Here is a 15,208-nt window from a genome sequence, read left to right as displayed (position 1 = left end):
CTTTTAATTGCAGATCTGCCAGCGACTGGCGGCCTGTTGCGTATTAAAATGGCGCCCCATGACCTCCCCCGCCTCGACTTCCCCCCTCCCCGACAGCATTTTGCTCCCGTCCCTGGCGGTCCTGGGAGGGCAGATTTCCGTCAATCTGGGGGCGGCGATTGCGAAGAATCTGTTTCCTGTCATCGGCGTCGAGGGGATTACGGCGTACCGGGTGGGTTTTTCGGCGCTGATCCTGCTGGCCATCTTCCGGCCCTGGCGTTTCCGGCTGACGCGCAAGGATGTGCTGAACTTGCTGGTCTACGGTTCCGTGCTGGGATTGATGAACTTGCTGATTTACCGGGCGTTTGCGCTGATACCGATCGGTATTGCCGTGGCCATCGAGGTGACGGGGCCGCTGGCCGTGGCCATGCTGTCGTCGCGCCGGCCCCGCGATTTATTCGCCGTCGCCTGCGCCGTGTTCGGCTTGTATTTATTGCTGCCGCTGCAGGGTAGCCCGGGCAGCCTGGACCCGATCGGCGTGGCGTATGCGCTGGGGGCGGCACTGTGCTGGGCGCTGTATATCATCTTCGGCAAGCGCGCCTCGACCTTGCAGGGCGGGCAAGCCGTGGCCTGGGGCATGACGGTGGCGGCCATGGTGACGGTGCCCATCGGCGTCGCGTATTCGGGCACCGCCCTGCTGGCGCCATCGATTGCGCTGATGGGCCTGGCAATCGCCATGCTGTCCAGCGCTCTGCCGTACTCGCTGGAAATCTTTGCCTTGCGCCGTTTGCCGCAAGGGGTGTTCGGCATGTTCAGCAGCGCGGCGCCCGCCGTCAGCGCGCTGGCCGCCATGGCGGTGCTGGGAGAACTGCTGAGCCTGACCCAGTGGCTGGCCATCGCCTGCATCGTGTTTGCGTCGGCCATGGCGGCGCTGGGCGCACAGGGCGGCAAGCGCTAGCGGTAGCGGTACTGCGTCCATCCTGCATCGCTGCCTGCGCCGCTTCCTCGCATCCATGTCCGTGCTGGCGGGCAGGTTTTGATGTGCGCCTGTAAAATGCGTCATCGCTTGCCACCCATTGCCACACATCGCATGCCCGCCTCACCAATGACATCCACCTTTCGCTCGCTCTTCTCTCTTGCCTCCGCGGGTTTGCTGCTGACGCACGCTGCCATCACGCACGCAGCCGCCGTTCCCGCCCCCCTCATGGGCAATGCCGAAGCGGGCAAGGCCGCGTTTCGCAAGTGCGCCTCTTGCCATCAGGTAGGGCCATCGGCGCGCGGCGGCTTCGGCCCCAAGCTGACGGGCGTGATTGGCCGCAAAGCCGCTGCCACCACCGATTACAAGTATTCGGCGGCCATGAAAAACGCGAACATCGTCTGGACCGAGCAAAACCTGGCCGGTTTCCTCAAGGCGCCCAGCGATTTCATTCCCGGCAATAACATGCGCTTTTGGGGCATCGGCAATGCCCAGCAAGTGGCCGATTTGCTGGCTTATCTGCGCACGCAGTAAGCACCTGCATTAGCACAGGCAGCAAAGCATGCATTACCAACGCATGCACCGATGCTTGCGCCGTCCGGCAAGGCGACCACGCACAGGCCTGATCGCCCCCACCTGCACGTACATGCCAGCAGGCACCGCTCCATCAAAACCCTGACAACTGCCAGCGATGGGCGAGTCTGGCGCTGACGCGCCTGGGGCGCCCCCTAGGGCTTGGCCGGCAGCTTGCGCACGCACAGGTAAATGGAATACACCGCCGCCAGCCCCACCAGCACATACACGCCGCGCGACGCCGTCGTCATGGCACCGAGGATGCGGGCCACGATGTCGATGTCGAACAAGCCCACCAGCGCCCAGTTCAAGCCGCCCACGATCAGCAGGATCATGGAGATCCAGTCGACCACGTTCAGGCGCTTTGCCGTCATTTCCTCGTTTGCCGCCCCGTCCGATCCTGCCTGGATATTCGCCATCTCAACCTCCCTTGGATAATAAAAATGACCCGCCGCCGGGTCTGTGCAAGGAACAGTGTAGGCGCGGCACCGGCACGCGCCAGTCGGACGATGCCGGGGATGGGAGTAGGAAGACTCTGTAATAAGACGGGTGATTTTATCTGGCAACAATTTCGACAATGGTTGCCCGTTGTTGCTAAACAAGCAGTGACAAATTCCAATATGGAAATATTTATAGATTACTTAGTATTGCACTGCTACACTCATTTCACCCCAGCAACATCAGGGGCAACAGCGCCACGCCGTGCCGTCCGCATGGGGTGCGGCCACCATGAGACAACAGCTGAGGGGACATGAATATTTCAAACATACGCATCGGTGTACGCCTGACAACGGGTTTTTTGCTGGCATCGCTGTTGCTGGCCGTGGTCGTCGGCATCAGCACGTGGCAGCTGGCCACGGTAAGCGGGGAAATCGACAGCAGCGTGAACCAGCGCTATGCGCGCATCGAGCAATTGCAGGCCACGCGCAATCGCACGCAGGAGCAGCCCGCCCTGCGCGACATCGACCAGCAGATCGCCACGCAATCGGCGCAGATGCGCGCGGCGGCCGAGGCCGCCATGGCCCGCGCGCACGATACGAGCGTGCTGATCATCGCGCTGGGCCTGATCGGCGGTGTGTTGAGCCTGGTCACGGCCTGGTTCATCAGCAGCGGCATCGTGCGGCCCCTGCGGCACGCCGTCAAGGTGGCGCGCAAGGTGGCTGGCGGCGACCTGAGCGGCAATATCCGCGTCGAATCCGGCGATGAGGTGGGCCAGTTGCTGCAGGCGCTGAAAGACATGAATGCCAGTTTGATCCATATCGTGGGCGACGTGCGCGGCGGCACGCAGGACATCGCGGGCGCGTCAGGCGAGATTGCCGCTGGCAACCTGGACTTGTCGCAGCGCACGCAGGCGCAAGCCAGTTCGCTGGAGCAGACAGCCGCCTCGATGGAAGAGCTGACTGGCACCGTCAAGCAAAATGCGGACAATGCGCGGCAAGCCAACCAGCTGGCGCAATCGGCCGCCGACGTGGCCGGCAAAGGGGGCAAGGTGGTGGCAGAAGTGGTTGATACCATGAGCTCGATCAATGCTTCGTCGAAAAAGATCGTCGATATCATCGGCGTGATCGACGCCATCGCCTTCCAGACGAACATCCTGGCCTTGAATGCGGCCGTGGAAGCGGCGCGCGCAGGCGAACAGGGACGCGGCTTTGCCGTCGTGGCCGCCGAAGTACGCACCCTGGCCCAGCGTTCGGCCGGCGCGGCGCGGGAAATCAAGCAACTGATCGGCGACTCCGTCGAGCGGGTCGACGCGGGCGCGCGCCTGGTCGATACGGCGGGCGCCACCATGCGCGAAATCGTGGCCAGCGTGCACCGCGTAACGGACATCATGGGCGAAATCAGCATGGCCAGCGGCGAACAATTGTCCGGCATCGAGCAAGTCAATGCCGCCATCGTGCAGATGGAGCATGTGACGCAACAAAACGCCGCGCTGGTGGAACAGGCGTCGACGGCGGCGGCCAGCATGCAACAGCGCGCCCAGCAGCTATCAGGCACGGTGGGCATCTTCACCTTGGGCAACGAGACAGCGTCCAGGCACGCGGCGCCGGCCATCAGCCTTGTCGCGGTGCAAGACACGACGCATGACAAGGGCACACCTGCCCTGTCACGCTCACGCGCCCCTGCTGTTAGAGCGCGCCTGAAAGCCTGAGTTCCCCGCTATAGCTGCTTGTACATGAGGGTGGTGGCGTCCAGCCGGTCGCCGGCCGGCGCCAGCGCATAGGCGGGGATGCTGCCCGCCACCACGTAACCGAGCGACAAATACAGCGGTTCGGCATGGTCGCCGCTGCGCGTGTCCAGAGTCAGCAGGCTGCGCGGCAAGAGGCGCGCCTGCTCTTCCAGCGCCAGCATCAGCTGGCGCGCGAGGCCGAGGCGGCGATAAGCGGGCGCGACCAGCAGCTTGCGCACTTCGGCCCGGTGCGCCTGGTTGGGGTTGGTATCCCAGTCCAGCTGCACGGCGCCGGCCACCTTGCCTTCCACCTCGGCCACCAGCAGCAGGCGCACGCCACGCGTCAAGGCCGGCAAGACATTCTCCGTCCAGAACGCCTGGCTGGCCGCCACGTCGAACGGCAAGATGAAACCGATGCTGGCGCCGTCGTGCACGCAGTCTTGCAACAAGGCGCCCAGTTCCGGCAGGCGTTCGAGAATATCGGCGGAACTGAAACTACGCAGCGATGCGGGCATGATGACCTCAGACGAGAAAGAGAAAATAGCGGGCGCCACTGTCCGGCGGCGTCGCAAACGCGCTGGCGCCATGCAACTGGTAGCGCAGGCAATCGCCGGCCATTAAATCGTGCGAGCGGCCGTCGACCGTCACGTTCAGCTTGCCGTCCTGCAGCAACAGATGATGTTCCATGCCGGGCCGGGGCGAGGCCGCGTAGGCGATCGTCACACCCGCGCCCAGTTCGCATTCGAGCGCTTCGCCAGCCAAGGCGCACGATGGGGGCGAGACGGAACGGCGGATAAAGCCGGTCTCCGGGTCCGTCCACACACCCTGCTGAGCCCGCCGCAGCAAGGGCGGAAAATCGTCCTCGACCATGCGCAGCAGGCGCGACATGGCCAGGCCATACGCGGCGCACAGCTTGCCCAACACATTGGTAGTCGGGCTGACTTCGCCATTTTCCAGGCGCGACAGGGTGGCGCGGCTGACCTGGCTCAGGTTCGCCAACTGGTCCAGCGACCAGCCCCGCTCCACGCGCAACTGTTTCAGGCGCGCGGCCAGACGTTGTTCCGTATCGTTCTCGGTGAGTATCAAATTTTCCATATAAGAGAATTTATCCCATATATGGAAAAACATCAAGCCATGCGCGAGGCGTGACGGCACAGTTCCAAAAATCCCGTCAAACGGGGCGAGAGGATCTTCTTGGACTGGCGGATCAGATAAAAGTTGCGCTCCAGCGGTGGCAGCATGGTGTCCAGTTCCACCAGTTGCCCGCTGGCCAGCAGATCGGCCACCACCACCCGCGACAGGCAGGCGATGCCGAGACCGGCCGCGGCGCCATATTTGATCGCTTCCGAATTGCTGAATTCGCCCGCGGCGCGCAGATAGTGCAGATACGGCACCAGTGCCTGCTCCACCGCTTCGCGCGTACCCGAGCCCGCTTCGCGCAGCAGCCAGCCCGCCTGGTTCAGCTCCGCAAAGCTGAGCAAATGGTGCAGCTGCGCCAGCGGATGCGTGGGCGCGGCCACGATCAGCATCTGGTCCGTCAGCCACGGCTCCACCAGCAAGCCCGCTTCGTGGCACGGCCCCTCGATCAGGCCGATATCGACACGAAACTCCGCCACGGCGGCCGCGATGTCGGCCGTGTTGGCAATCGTCACCTGCGGGATGCTGCGCCCGTACTGCTGCGCCGCCTGGGCCAGGATCTGCGGCAGCAGATAGATGCCTATCGTTGTGCTGGCACCGATCTGCAGGCTGACGGGCACGGACGGGTCGGCGCCCGCGAACTGGCGCTCGATGCTGGCGGCCGCGTCGCGCATCTGCCGCGCCTGCGGCAACAGCAGGCGGCCATTGTCATTGAGCAGCAATCGCTTGCCCACGCGGTCAAACAGTTGTGCACCGAGCAAGGTTTCCAGTTCATTCAGGGCCGCGCTGGTGGCCGATTGCGACAGTGCAATCTGTTCGCCGGCCGCGCTGGTGCTGCCCGTGTCCGCCACGGCGAGGAAAATCTGCAGTTGCCGCAAGGTCAAAGCCATCTCATTTACCCATTATTCAGGTTAAACATACAAAAACAATCCGTTTTACCATTTAATCACCTAACTGTACAGTCATGCCATACGCATAAAAACATGGAGTACGGCATGTCTTCCTTATCCACCACAACTACAACAAGTTTCAGCGACCGCTACGGCCGCTTGCTGCCGGGCCTGATGCTGAGCGGCGCAATCGCCTGGAGCGCCATCGCGCTGGGCAAGCTGGAATGGATGCAAAGCCACGGCATGAGCGCGCTGACCCTGGCCATCATGCTGGGCATTGTGCTGGGCAACAGCGTGTATGGCCGCCTGGCGCCCGCCTGCGGCGCGGGCGTGGCCTTTTCCAAGCAGACATTATTACGACTCGGCATCATCCTCTACGGCTTCCGTCTGACGTTCCAGGATATCGGGCAAGTGGGCCTGGCCGGCATCGCCATCGACGCGCTGGTGCTGACCTCCACGTTTGGCCTGGCCATGTTCCTCGGCACCAAGGTGTTCAAGCTGGAACGCAACAGCGCCATTCTGATCGGCGCGGGCAGCTCGATTTGCGGGGCGGCGGCCGTGATGGCGACCGAGCCCGTCGTCAAGGGGCGCAGCGAAGACGTTACCGTGGCCGTCTCCACCGTCGTCGTGTTCGGCACCATCGCCATCTTTCTGTATCCGCTGCTGTACCAGTTGAATCAAGGCTGGCAGGTGCTGGGCGCCACGCCCACGGCGTTTGGCGTGTACATCGGCTCGACCGTGCACGAAGTGGCGCAAGTGGTGGCGGCAGGCAAGTCGATCGGGCAGGAAGCGGCGAACGCGGCCGTGATCGCCAAGATGGTGCGCGTGATGATGCTGGCACCGTTTCTCGTCATCCTGTCGGCGGTGCTGGCGCGCGGCACGGCCAAGGCCGGTGGCCACGACAAAGCGGCCAAGCTGGCCATTCCCTGGTTCGCCTTCATTTTTATCGGCGTGGTCGCCTTCAATTCGCTGGGCCTGTTGCCAGCGGCCACGGTAGCCACCATCACCGATATCGACACGGCGCTGCTGGCCATGGCCATGGCGGCCCTGGGCTTGACGACGCATATGTCGGCCATCCGCCGCGCCGGCATCAAGCCCCTGCTGCTGGCCGGTCTGCTGTTCTGCTGGCTGATCGCCGGTGGCGCGGCCATCAACCACGTGGTCGCCAGCCTGTTTGCCTGAAGCCGAACCTGATTCAGGCCGGGGCCGCTGACGCGGGAGTCGAAAACTTCGTACAATAAGCGTGTTTTGACTCTCAATCCGGCTTCGGCCCCACCCAGGAACACCCATGCACCTCTCGAACTGGCTGCTTTTCTGCAGCGTCGCCCTGCTCGTCACGTTTTCTCCCGGCCCGGCCGTCCTGCTGGCCATCTCGAATGCCATCGCCGTCGGCCCGCGCCGCGCGATGATCAGCAGCATGGGCAATGGTTTTGGCTTGTTCATCATTTCCGGCGTGGCCATGGCCGGCATGGGCGTCGTGCTGGCCACCTCGGCCACGGCCTTCATGCTGCTGAAACTGGCTGGCGCCCTGTACCTGGTGTACCTGGGCATCAAGCAATGGCGCAGCAAGACCAGCATCGTGGCCGATGCGCCCGTGGCGCTTGGCGCGGCGAATCCAAATTCGTTCTGGAAACTCTTCCGCCAGGGCTTGACGGTCGCGCTGACCAATCCCAAGGCCATCCTGTTCTTCTCGGCCCTGTTCCCGCAATTCATCACGCCGGGCGAACCGGTGGCCATCCAGTTCACCGTGCTGACGACTTCGTTTGTGGCCTGCGCCATGCTGGCCCACTTGTTCTACGCCAACCTGGCGCGCCTGCTGAAAACCCAGCTGGCGACGCCAGGCCGCGCCAAGCTGTTCAACCGCATTTCGGGCGGCGCCTTCGTGCTGCTGGGCCTGAGCCTGCTGCGCCTGCGCGCCAAGACGGCGTAAGGTCACCCCACTGATAAAAACGCCTCGATGCTGGCCGCCAGGGCCAGTGGCGCTTCATTCATCGGATAGTGTCCCGCATTGCCCAGCACCTCCAGCCGGGCTTGCGGGTACCACGCCAGATAGGTGCGGCGCATCAAGTCCGCATTAAAACGGGGGTCGTGCTCGCCCACCAGCGCCAGCAAGGGCAGCTTCGACGCCGCGCCGATCACTTCGCCGCTGAAATCCGTCCCGCTCCACGCGAGAAAATAGGCGGCGAACGCGGCCTGATCCGCACTTTCCCACGAATACCGCGCCTTCCAGTCCAGCCAGGTAGAGGACAAGCGCCCGCCCGTGCTGCGGGCTATGATGGCGCGCCGCGCCTGCACATCGCCGCTGGCATCGAGAAACAGTTGCTGGGCCGCTCCATCGAACGCCACGCCGCAGCTTGGCACGGGCGCCACGGCCACCAGTTTGCGCAAACGCAAGGGCGCCAGCAAGGCCAGCCGTTCCAGCGCCATGCCGCCCATCGAGTGACCGACCACGCTGAAGGTGGCGAAACCGAGCGCATCGGCCAGCGCCAACGCGTCGCGAGCGACTTCATCCATCGAATACTGTCCCGCCGCGCCGCGCATGCCGCCATAGCCGCGATTATCCATGAAGACATAGCTGAAAGCGGCGCCATCGAGGGCCACTTCCATCGGCGCAAATGCGTGCGCGTCGCCAAACCAGCCGTGCAGGACGATGACGGCATGGGGGCCATGACCCACGCGATGATAGCTATTGTGCATATACTCTCCTGAAAAAGAGTGCATGGTAGGCGCCCAGCAGGCGGCCCGCCTTCGATGTCAGGTCAAATACTGTAGAGTACGGGCCATGGATGATTTTTATACGGAAGTGCCACGCGAACTGATCGCCACGGTGCGCGACCATGCCCCCGGCACAATGTTCCCCAGCCACAGCCATGCGCGCGGGCAATTCGCCTATGCGGCGCGCGGCGTCATCAGCGTGCATACGCCGCAAGGCAACTGGCTGGTGCCGCCGCAACGCGCTTGCTGGGTACCGGCCGGACTCGTCCACGGCATGCGCATGCATGGCGCCGTGAGCATGCACAACGTGTTTATCGCCCCGGACGCCATCGCCAGGATGGGCTTGCCACCCGATTGCCAGGTGCTCGATGCCACGCCGCTGCTGCGCCAGTTGCTGGCCGAGGCCGTGACCGTGGAGGCCCTGTATGCGGAACAGTCGCGCGCCGGGCGATTGATGGCCTTGCTGCTCGATGAAATCGCCGCCATGGCGCCCCTGCCCCTGAACGCGCCCCTGCCGCAGGATGCCAGGCTGGCGCGGCTGTGCATGGAATTGCTCGAACATCCCAGCCTGGACAACAGCCTGGACACGATGGCGGCGCAGGCGGGCATGAGCCGGCGCACCTTTACGCGGCAATTCCGCGCCCAGACGGGCCTGGCCTTTGCCCAATGGCGCCAGCAAGCGTGCCTGCTGGCCGCCATCACGCGGCTGGCCCAGGGGCAAGCCGTCACCCGCGTCGCGCTCGACCTCGGTTATGCCAGTCCCAGCGCCTTCACGGCCGCCTTCCGCCGCGTGCTGGGCCGGGCGCCCAGCGACTATTTAAACTAGGAAATCATCGTGGCAATGCGCCGCGACAGCGCCTGCGCCAGTTTCTGCACATGGTAGCCATCGACAAAGCCGTGATGCGCCTGCGCGGAAAACGGTACCCGCATGCGGCCGTCCGGCTGCGCGGGGCCGAACTTGCCCCAAGTAAAGGTCGGGATGTCCGCGTCGCGGTGGCGGTAAATCGGGTGCTCGATGGCCGCCAGCTCCAGCCATGGCAGGCAGGTGATGTAGATATTGTTGCGCTGCTCGCGCTCGCTCTCTCCCTCGCCCGTGTTGATCAGCGCAGAGCTCGCTTCGGCGAGGCGCTTCGCTTCCAGGCTGCGTGCGATGAACAGGTCAAGCTGGTCCGTCATCGTGAAACGCGTGTAATTGAGGTTCTCGTCGCCGTTGATGACGGTGTAGGAGGCGGGAAAATCGTCGATCCTGATTACCTCGCCCTGGCAGATGCGGTACATGAAGTTGTCGATTTCCTTGACCGTATTGAGCAGGCAAAACAGGAAAAAGTGGAACACGGGGATGTTCCGTTCCTTGCACCAGGGCCGGAAGTCCGGCACATCGAGCTGGAAATTGATGTTGACGAGGGGATTCTCAAACGCGCGGAACAAGTCGTAGCGGTCGCGCCGCTTTGCAAAATTTTTCATGCGGCGAGTGTAGACGATGGGGGGACTGACGGGCAAGAGGCGAACCGGGCTTGGCGACACATGAGGCCGCGCATTCCCGCTTCATGCCCTTGACTTGGCCTTATCGCGCTCTGCAGGCATCAGCGGCGGCAGGGAGTAATACAGATTGCACTCCTCATCGATAACGCCGCCATCCATCTTGTAGATAGCCCAGGCGAGGATGTTTGCCACGCAGGCCGTTCCCGGATCATTGCCATCGCATACTTCATTCAAGCGTGAAAGGCAGCAATCGAGATGCCGGCGAAAACCATCGCGCCCGCCAAAATACGGATAAAATTCCTCCGTGTCGATACCCAGACCCGATACGCCATACGTACCAGCGATACCCGGGGCAATATCATAAACTTCGGAAATATCCTTCCCTTCCAATTTGGCGATATTCACGACGATTTCACAAATTAGATCCTTGGAACCATTCGTGATCCACAGATCCATGCTGCCATCGATAATAATAGGTGCACCCATCAATTATTTCCTTTTAATTCTAAATATAACGGCAGACAGGGGGCTGCGACCAGATGCCGAAGATCCCTGTCTCAGCCGGCTTTACTCCGCTGCACTTTCCACGCCAGCGGCAAGGTCAGCAGCAGTACGGCTGCCAGCACCGTCAGGGCCGTGGGCACGCTGGTATGGTCGCCCAGCGCACCGAACAGCACGGGCGCCAGCGCCCCGCCGCCGATGGTGCCCGTGTAGAACAGGGCGAACGCGTGCTCGCGCTTGCCCGGCTCCGCCAGCTCCGGCACGACGCCGTACAGCACGGACGAAGTGCCGTTCAGCGCCAGCCCCAGCAAGGGCAGCATGGCCATGACGCCGGCCAGCGGCAGCCACAGGGCGGCGACGATCAGCACGGAAGTCATCGATTCCGTCAGCCACACGGTCTTCATCATGCCGATGCGCGCGCCCAGGTAACCGCACAGCAGCTTGCCGAAGGCGCCGCCCACGAACAGCAGGGACAAGGCCACGCCGATGCCGGCCGTGCCCGCTCCCTTGCTTTTCAGCAAAAATGGCAGGAAGGTGAGAAAACCCATGCGCACGGCGCTGTCCAGGGTACCGGTGGCCAGCAGCGCACGGAAGCCCCCTTTCGAGCCGCTGCCAGTGATGGTCTTGCCCGCCTTTTTCGCCCCGGCCTGCGGTTCGCCGGGCTTGGGCAGCAGCCACCACAGCAAACCGGCTGCCGCCAGGCCCAGCAGCCCCAGCAGGGAAACGCCGGTTTGCCAGCTGCACACGAGCAGCAGCAAACCCATCAGGGCAGGAATCAGGGTCTTGCCGATATCGCCGGCGAAATTGTATTGCGACAGCGCCTCCTTCACGCCGCCGCCCGCCTCGTGCGTGTCGGTGACGATGGACGAGGCCAGCGGATGCTGCGTGCTGGCGCCCAGGCCGCCCAGCAGCAAGGCGACCAGCAGCACGGCCAGGCCGCCCGCCTGCCCCGCGACCAAGTAGGCGATGCCGGCCAGCGCCGTGCCGCACACCAGCAGGCGTTCGCGTCCCCAGCGCCTGGCCATGCGGCTGGCCAGCAGCTGGAATCCGGCCATCATGCCCGAGTAGGATCCGCGCAGCAGGCCCACCATGGCGTAGCTGATGGCAAACTGCGCCTGCCAGATGGGCAGCAGCACATAGATGACGTCCGTCAAGCCGTCATGCACGGCATGCGCGCTGCAGGCGGCGAACAGCGAGCGGCGGCGGATCGATTTGTCGGAGGGGTTTGCTTCGGTGGACAGCGCGGCGGCGGACGGTTCGGTCATGACTGTGCATGCAGGAAATCAGGAGGCGATCAGCTTACTACAAATTGCAAATAGCATCTTGCTCGCCTTGCGTCCCCTTACAGGGGCGCCTGCTTGCGCTGCCGCATCAGGCCAAGCAGGGCAAGACCGGCCACCAGCATGGCGTAGCTGGACGGTTCCGGCACTGCCGGTATGTCGATGCTGCGAACAGCGGTACCGTCCACGATATCGAAACCGCCGCCTATGCCGCTGCAGCCCTTGCCGCCGATGCGCGCGCCGTCGCCCGTCGACACATACGAGGTGGCGGAAAAAACCCCGCCGCAAGCACTACCCACGCCCGTCACGCTGGTGCCCGCGCCCACGCTGACGTAATTCTTTGCCAGGACGGTGCCGATGAACTCCCCGCTGGCACCCAGGCTCGTGTAGCCGCCACTGTTCCAGATGACGCTGTTGCTGGCATCGGCATTGATCAGGACAATTTTCATGGCCGCGCCCGTGACCAGGTAATCGTCGATATTGAACACCCAGGATTGATTGGAGCGGTTCTGTCCGTCCAGGGTCAGCGTGATGCCGGCCGTGGTGGACAAATTGGCCGCCGAAAACACGCCCGGATACAGCGTGGTGTCGAGCGTCATGGTCGTGCCCAGGGCGGTCCCCCGCCCCATGTTCTTCAATGCGGCCTGCGCGGCGCCGATCTGCTGCGCATCGCTCTGCACGTTTGTCGGCAGCGCGGAAAGCGTGCCTGCACCATGGGTGGTGCTGCTGGCGGACAAGGTGACCGCGCCCAACGCCGCCACCTTGCCGGCCACGCTGGCATTGGCGCCGACGGTGGCGGCGCCGCCGCTGAGCATATTGCCGCTCACGACGGCATCGGCGCCGATGGTGGACGCGCCCAGGGACAGCAGATTGCCGCTGAGCCGCGACGCGGCGCCCATGGTGGCGACATCGCCCGAGACGATATCGCCCGTGACGGTCGAGTTGGCGCCGGTGGTCGCATAGGTGAGCGCGAACACGGAGGAGTCGGCTAGCGACTGGCCAAACAGGGGCACGCCTTCGGCGCGGACTTGCGCGGCAGTGCAGGCCAGCGCGACGAGCAGCGCCAGTGTCGATGGAGGCAATTTCATGGGTTTCTTTTTGCGCAACTTGCGCATGAATGGAGTTACGTGCAATGGAGTTGCGTGCATATCCCGGGCCATCATGGCCAATTTGAGAATGCATGGTCGTTTCGCGACATGCGGCAGGCAGCAGAGGTGAAACACCTGAAACGATATCGTCGAATGCAGCAAGCCAGTACGACTGCGAGTAAGGGCCGGTAGGCGGGGAAGTACCGCAGGGGATGGGCGGCGGGCGGTCAGCTGTTCCGATGGGCGGGTCACGGTGACAACATGACGCATCGGAACTGGTAAATTGCTTAGTCAAACTAGTACAGCGGCTATCGGCGATTAGCCAGTCAATTATTACTATGATGCAATTTGTATTATTTTCTGTCTCATTTTCCCCTGCCACAACCTTATCCCCTGTTTTGGCGCGCCATAAATATAGCGCCACTGGCGCAGGGCCGTGGTATAACTGCCATGTACACCTTGTACATTTCATCAGGGGCCAGCGCGACCATGACGTCCTCCAGCGACACCCCGGGCCAGGCCGGGAAAAAGGCAGGCTGCAGCCAGTGCCGGGACGCCGGACCACTCGGCTTCGATTTCACTTTTGCCTATCAACCGATCGTCGACCTGTCCACGCGCTCGATCTTTGGCCATGAAGCACTGGTGCGTGGTCCCAACGGCGAGTCGGCTTACTCGGTCTTGTCGCAAGTCAATGACGAAAACCGCTATGTGTTCGACCAGGCCTGCCGCGTGCGCGCCATCGAAGGCGCGGCCCGACTGGGCATCGAGGAATATCTGTCCATCAATTTTCTGCCGAATGCCGTGTACCGCCCCGAAGCGTGCATCCAGGCCACCTTAGCGGCGGCGCGCGAGCACAACTTCCCCATCCGCCGCATTATCTTCGAGGTGACCGAGGGCGAAGAAGTGCGCGACCGGCCCCACCTCGTCAACATTTTTCATGAGTACCGGCGCTTCGGCTTCCAGACGGCCATCGACGATTTCGGCGCCGGCTACGCGGGACTGACCCTGCTGGCGGAATATCAGCCGCACATCATCAAGATCGACATGGAACTGGTGCGCGGCATCGAGGCCAGCGCCCCCAGGCAAGCGATCGTCAAGGGCATCATCGCCATTTGCAAGGAACTCAACATTAAAGTCCTGGCCGAGGGCATCGAAACGGCCGCCGAACGCGATTGCCTGAAGGGGATGGGCATCGACCTGATGCAGGGATATCTATTTTGCAAGCCCGCATTGATGGCCATCGGCGTGATCGATCCGGCAGCGTGGTGACCGGCAGTCGCCACGCCCCGATCTGCTCCGGCCTTACTTGCCCATCGCATCCTTTTTCATCTCGTCCTTCTTCATTTCATCCTTCTTCATGCCGTCTTTCGCCATGGCATCTTTTGCCATGCCATCCTTGGCCATGTGATCCTTCTTCATGTGCTTCTTGGCCATCGGCTTGTGCATGCCGTCCTTGTCCATCGCATCCTTGTGCATGGCGTCGGCCGAGGCGTCCTTGGCCATGGCGTCTTTCTTCATGGCATCCTGAGCGAAAGCGGCGCCCGACATGAGGATGGCGGAAGCGAGGATGGCGGTGATCGTGGTTTTCATGATATGTCCTTGTCTCTGGGTTAAATGGGCAAGTGCCCGGCACTGCAAAATACTGCTGCTTGGTTTTGCTACTGGTGCTGCTAAAAGTGTTCAAGAACCGCCGAACCAGTTGTAGCCCTGATTCTCCCAATACCCTCCCGGATACGTGTTCGTGACAAAAATGGCCTGGATGTGCTTGGGGTTCTTGTAACCGAGCTTGGTCGGCATGCGCAGTTTCATCGGGTAGCCATATTTCGGTGGCAATTCCTGGCCGTCGTAGGTCAAGGCCATGATGGTTTGCGGATGCAGGGCCGTGGCCATGTCGATGCTCGTGAAATAATCGTCGGCGCACTGGAAGCCGATGTATCTGGCTGTCGTGTCGGCGCCAACCCGCTTCAGGAAGTGGGAAAACGGCACGCCGCCCCACTTGCCGATGGCGCTCCAGCCTTCCACGCAGATATGGCGCGTCACCTGCGTTTCTTGCGGCAGGGCGCGCAGCTGCGGCAGGGTCCACGGCTTCTTGTCGGCGATCAAGCCGCTCAATTCCAGGCGCCAGGCGTCGCCGTCGACCTGTTCCACTTCATCCTCGCCGTAATAGGCGTTGAAGGGAAACGGCCGCGTGATCATGGAGTCGGGATAAGTCGGCGCCAGTTTGTTCGGGTCAAACAGCCAGCCCTGCACCCGGTCGTTGAAGCGCGACACGGCCGTCAGCACCTTCTCGATGCTGGACGGGTCGCTGGCGTTGCAGCCCGTCAGCAAGGACAGGCCGCCCAGGGTCAGGCTGCGCTGCAGGAACATCCGGCGCGACGGCTGTTTGATCTGGCGCAAGGCGTCGGCCAGCATGGCCTGGC

The 15,208-nt window shown here is 62.9% G+C and carries 18 protein-coding genes; 7 read left to right on the top strand and 11 right to left on the bottom strand.

What is annotated here, in order from left to right:
- Positions 1 to 58: 58 nt before the first annotated feature.
- Together KY494_RS01375 and KY494_RS01370 are read left to right on the top strand one after the other, a co-directional pair.
- Complete coding sequence (locus KY494_RS01375) at positions 59 to 937, top strand: EamA family transporter (protein WP_219889584.1); 879 nt, start codon at positions 59 to 61, stop codon at positions 935 to 937.
- A gap of 147 nt (positions 938 to 1,084) precedes the next feature.
- Positions 1,085 to 1,489 (top strand): cytochrome c family protein, encoded by a 405-nt coding sequence (locus KY494_RS01370; RefSeq protein WP_219889583.1) that lies wholly within the window; start codon positions 1,085 to 1,087, stop codon positions 1,487 to 1,489.
- Between the two features lie 194 nt (positions 1,490 to 1,683).
- Here the strand turns inward: KY494_RS01370 and KY494_RS01365 are convergent, their stop codons facing one another.
- Complete coding sequence (locus KY494_RS01365) at positions 1,684 to 1,947, bottom strand: DUF378 domain-containing protein (protein ID WP_198521246.1); 264 nt, start codon at positions 1,945 to 1,947, stop codon at positions 1,684 to 1,686.
- A gap of 332 nt (positions 1,948 to 2,279) precedes the next feature.
- Here KY494_RS01365 and KY494_RS01360 point away from each other — a divergent pair, with 332 nt between their 5' ends.
- Positions 2,280 to 3,677, top strand: coding sequence for a methyl-accepting chemotaxis protein (locus KY494_RS01360; protein ID WP_219889582.1), 1,398 nt, complete (start codon positions 2,280 to 2,282; stop codon positions 3,675 to 3,677).
- Positions 3,678 to 3,685: 8 nt separating this feature from the next.
- Here the strand turns inward: KY494_RS01360 and KY494_RS01355 are convergent, their stop codons facing one another.
- The 3 genes from KY494_RS01355 to KY494_RS01345 are packed head-to-tail and all read right to left on the bottom strand — an operon-like array spanning position 3,686 to position 5,722.
- Positions 3,686 to 4,210: a GNAT family N-acetyltransferase gene (locus tag KY494_RS01355; protein ID WP_219889581.1), complete on the bottom strand. Its 525-nt coding sequence runs from the start codon at positions 4,208 to 4,210 to the stop codon at positions 3,686 to 3,688.
- Positions 4,211 to 4,217: 7 nt separating this feature from the next.
- On the bottom strand, positions 4,218 to 4,790 hold the full coding sequence (locus KY494_RS01350) for a helix-turn-helix domain-containing protein (RefSeq protein WP_219889580.1): 573 nt from the start codon (positions 4,788 to 4,790) through the stop codon (positions 4,218 to 4,220).
- Positions 4,791 to 4,822: 32 nt separating this feature from the next.
- Positions 4,823 to 5,722, bottom strand: a complete 900-nt coding sequence (locus KY494_RS01345; RefSeq protein ID WP_219889579.1) for a LysR family transcriptional regulator — start codon at positions 5,720 to 5,722, stop codon at positions 4,823 to 4,825.
- 105 nt (positions 5,723 to 5,827) lie between these two features.
- Between KY494_RS01345 and KY494_RS01340 the strand changes: the two genes are divergently transcribed.
- Positions 5,828 to 6,904 (top strand): YeiH family protein, encoded by a 1,077-nt coding sequence (locus KY494_RS01340; RefSeq protein ID WP_258194586.1) that lies wholly within the window; start codon positions 5,828 to 5,830, stop codon positions 6,902 to 6,904.
- 106 nt (positions 6,905 to 7,010) lie between these two features.
- Positions 7,011 to 7,652: a LysE family translocator gene (locus KY494_RS01335; RefSeq protein WP_096235620.1), complete on the top strand. Its 642-nt coding sequence runs from the start codon at positions 7,011 to 7,013 to the stop codon at positions 7,650 to 7,652.
- A gap of 2 nt (positions 7,653 to 7,654) precedes the next feature.
- On the opposite strand, the gene KY494_RS01330 is transcribed toward KY494_RS01335, so the two are convergent.
- Positions 7,655 to 8,419: an alpha/beta fold hydrolase gene (locus tag KY494_RS01330; protein WP_219889577.1), complete on the bottom strand. Its 765-nt coding sequence runs from the start codon at positions 8,417 to 8,419 to the stop codon at positions 7,655 to 7,657.
- A gap of 85 nt (positions 8,420 to 8,504) precedes the next feature.
- Between KY494_RS01330 and KY494_RS01325 the strand changes: the two genes are divergently transcribed.
- A complete protein-coding gene (locus tag KY494_RS01325; RefSeq protein WP_219889576.1) occupies positions 8,505 to 9,263 on the top strand; it encodes a helix-turn-helix domain-containing protein in 759 nt (252 codons plus the stop codon).
- Here the strand turns inward: KY494_RS01325 and KY494_RS01320 are convergent.
- The 4 genes from KY494_RS01320 to KY494_RS01305 all read right to left on the bottom strand — a co-directional run bounded on the left by KY494_RS01320 (position 9,260) and on the right by KY494_RS01305 (position 12,788).
- Complete coding sequence (locus KY494_RS01320; protein WP_219889575.1) at positions 9,260 to 9,901, bottom strand: CatA-like O-acetyltransferase; 642 nt, start codon at positions 9,899 to 9,901, stop codon at positions 9,260 to 9,262. The genes KY494_RS01325 and KY494_RS01320 overlap by 4 nt on opposite strands.
- 81 nt (positions 9,902 to 9,982) lie before the next feature.
- Positions 9,983 to 10,405, bottom strand: coding sequence for a hypothetical protein (locus KY494_RS01315; RefSeq protein ID WP_219889574.1), 423 nt, complete (start codon positions 10,403 to 10,405; stop codon positions 9,983 to 9,985).
- 71 nt (positions 10,406 to 10,476) lie between these two features.
- The gene (locus KY494_RS01310) at positions 10,477 to 11,685 is read right to left on the bottom strand and encodes an MFS transporter (protein WP_219889573.1); all 1,209 of its coding nucleotides are present in this window, start codon (positions 11,683 to 11,685) and stop codon (positions 10,477 to 10,479) included.
- 77 nt (positions 11,686 to 11,762) lie between these two features.
- On the bottom strand, positions 11,763 to 12,788 hold the full coding sequence (locus tag KY494_RS01305) for an ice-binding family protein (protein ID WP_219889572.1): 1,026 nt from the start codon (positions 12,786 to 12,788) through the stop codon (positions 11,763 to 11,765).
- 489 nt (positions 12,789 to 13,277) lie between these two features.
- Here KY494_RS01305 and KY494_RS01300 point away from each other — a divergent pair, with 489 nt between their 5' ends.
- A complete protein-coding gene (locus KY494_RS01300) occupies positions 13,278 to 14,057 on the top strand; it encodes an EAL domain-containing protein (RefSeq protein ID WP_219889571.1) in 780 nt (259 codons plus the stop codon).
- A 33-nt stretch (positions 14,058 to 14,090) separates the two neighbouring features.
- Here the strand turns inward: KY494_RS01300 and KY494_RS01295 are convergent, their stop codons facing one another.
- The gene (locus tag KY494_RS01295; RefSeq protein WP_219889570.1) at positions 14,091 to 14,378 is read right to left on the bottom strand and encodes a pentapeptide MXKDX repeat protein; all 288 of its coding nucleotides are present in this window, start codon (positions 14,376 to 14,378) and stop codon (positions 14,091 to 14,093) included.
- 90 nt (positions 14,379 to 14,468) lie between these two features.
- Entirely contained in the window at positions 14,469 to 15,200 is a 732-nt protein-coding gene (locus KY494_RS01290; RefSeq protein ID WP_375143498.1) for a molybdopterin-dependent oxidoreductase, read from the bottom strand.
- Positions 15,201 to 15,208 lie beyond the last annotated feature (8 nt).

The sequence above is a fragment of the Janthinobacterium sp. PAMC25594 genome (assembly GCF_019443505.1).
Classification (GTDB): domain Bacteria; phylum Pseudomonadota; class Gammaproteobacteria; order Burkholderiales; family Burkholderiaceae_D; genus Janthinobacterium.
This window is presented reverse-complemented; position numbering and strand designations above follow the sequence as displayed.

Bases quoted from the DNA above. Each gene is read 5' to 3' on its own strand.
- KY494_RS01300 (WP_219889571.1), top strand. From the start codon at position 13,278: ATGACGTCCTCCAGCGACACCCCGGGCCAGGCCGGGAAAAAGGCAGGC.
- KY494_RS01350 (WP_219889580.1), bottom strand. From the start codon at position 4,790: ATGGAAAATTTGATACTCACCGAGAACGATACGGAACAACGTCTGGCC.
- KY494_RS01320 (WP_219889575.1), bottom strand. From the start codon at position 9,901: ATGAAAAATTTTGCAAAGCGGCGCGACCGCTACGACTTGTTCCGCGCG.
- KY494_RS01345 (WP_219889579.1), bottom strand. From the start codon at position 5,722: ATGGCTTTGACCTTGCGGCAACTGCAGATTTTCCTCGCCGTGGCGGAC.
- KY494_RS01365 (WP_198521246.1), bottom strand. From the start codon at position 1,947: ATGGCGAATATCCAGGCAGGATCGGACGGGGCGGCAAACGAGGAAATG.
- KY494_RS01325 (WP_219889576.1), top strand. From the start codon at position 8,505: ATGGATGATTTTTATACGGAAGTGCCACGCGAACTGATCGCCACGGTG.
- KY494_RS01340 (WP_258194586.1), top strand. From the start codon at position 5,828: ATGTCTTCCTTATCCACCACAACTACAACAAGTTTCAGCGACCGCTAC.
- KY494_RS01330 (WP_219889577.1), bottom strand. From the start codon at position 8,419: ATGCACAATAGCTATCATCGCGTGGGTCATGGCCCCCATGCCGTCATC.
- KY494_RS01335 (WP_096235620.1), top strand. From the start codon at position 7,011: ATGCACCTCTCGAACTGGCTGCTTTTCTGCAGCGTCGCCCTGCTCGTC.
- KY494_RS01370 (WP_219889583.1), top strand. From the start codon at position 1,085: ATGACATCCACCTTTCGCTCGCTCTTCTCTCTTGCCTCCGCGGGTTTG.
- KY494_RS01295 (WP_219889570.1), bottom strand. From the start codon at position 14,378: ATGAAAACCACGATCACCGCCATCCTCGCTTCCGCCATCCTCATGTCG.
- KY494_RS01290 (WP_375143498.1), bottom strand. From the start codon at position 15,200: ATGCTGGCCGACGCCTTGCGCCAGATCAAACAGCCGTCGCGCCGGATG.
- KY494_RS01375 (WP_219889584.1), top strand. From the start codon at position 59: ATGACCTCCCCCGCCTCGACTTCCCCCCTCCCCGACAGCATTTTGCTC.
- KY494_RS01305 (WP_219889572.1), bottom strand. From the start codon at position 12,788: ATGAAATTGCCTCCATCGACACTGGCGCTGCTCGTCGCGCTGGCCTGC.
- KY494_RS01310 (WP_219889573.1), bottom strand. From the start codon at position 11,685: ATGACCGAACCGTCCGCCGCCGCGCTGTCCACCGAAGCAAACCCCTCC.
- KY494_RS01315 (WP_219889574.1), bottom strand. From the start codon at position 10,405: ATGGGTGCACCTATTATTATCGATGGCAGCATGGATCTGTGGATCACG.
- KY494_RS01360 (WP_219889582.1), top strand. From the start codon at position 2,280: ATGAATATTTCAAACATACGCATCGGTGTACGCCTGACAACGGGTTTT.
- KY494_RS01355 (WP_219889581.1), bottom strand. From the start codon at position 4,210: ATGCCCGCATCGCTGCGTAGTTTCAGTTCCGCCGATATTCTCGAACGC.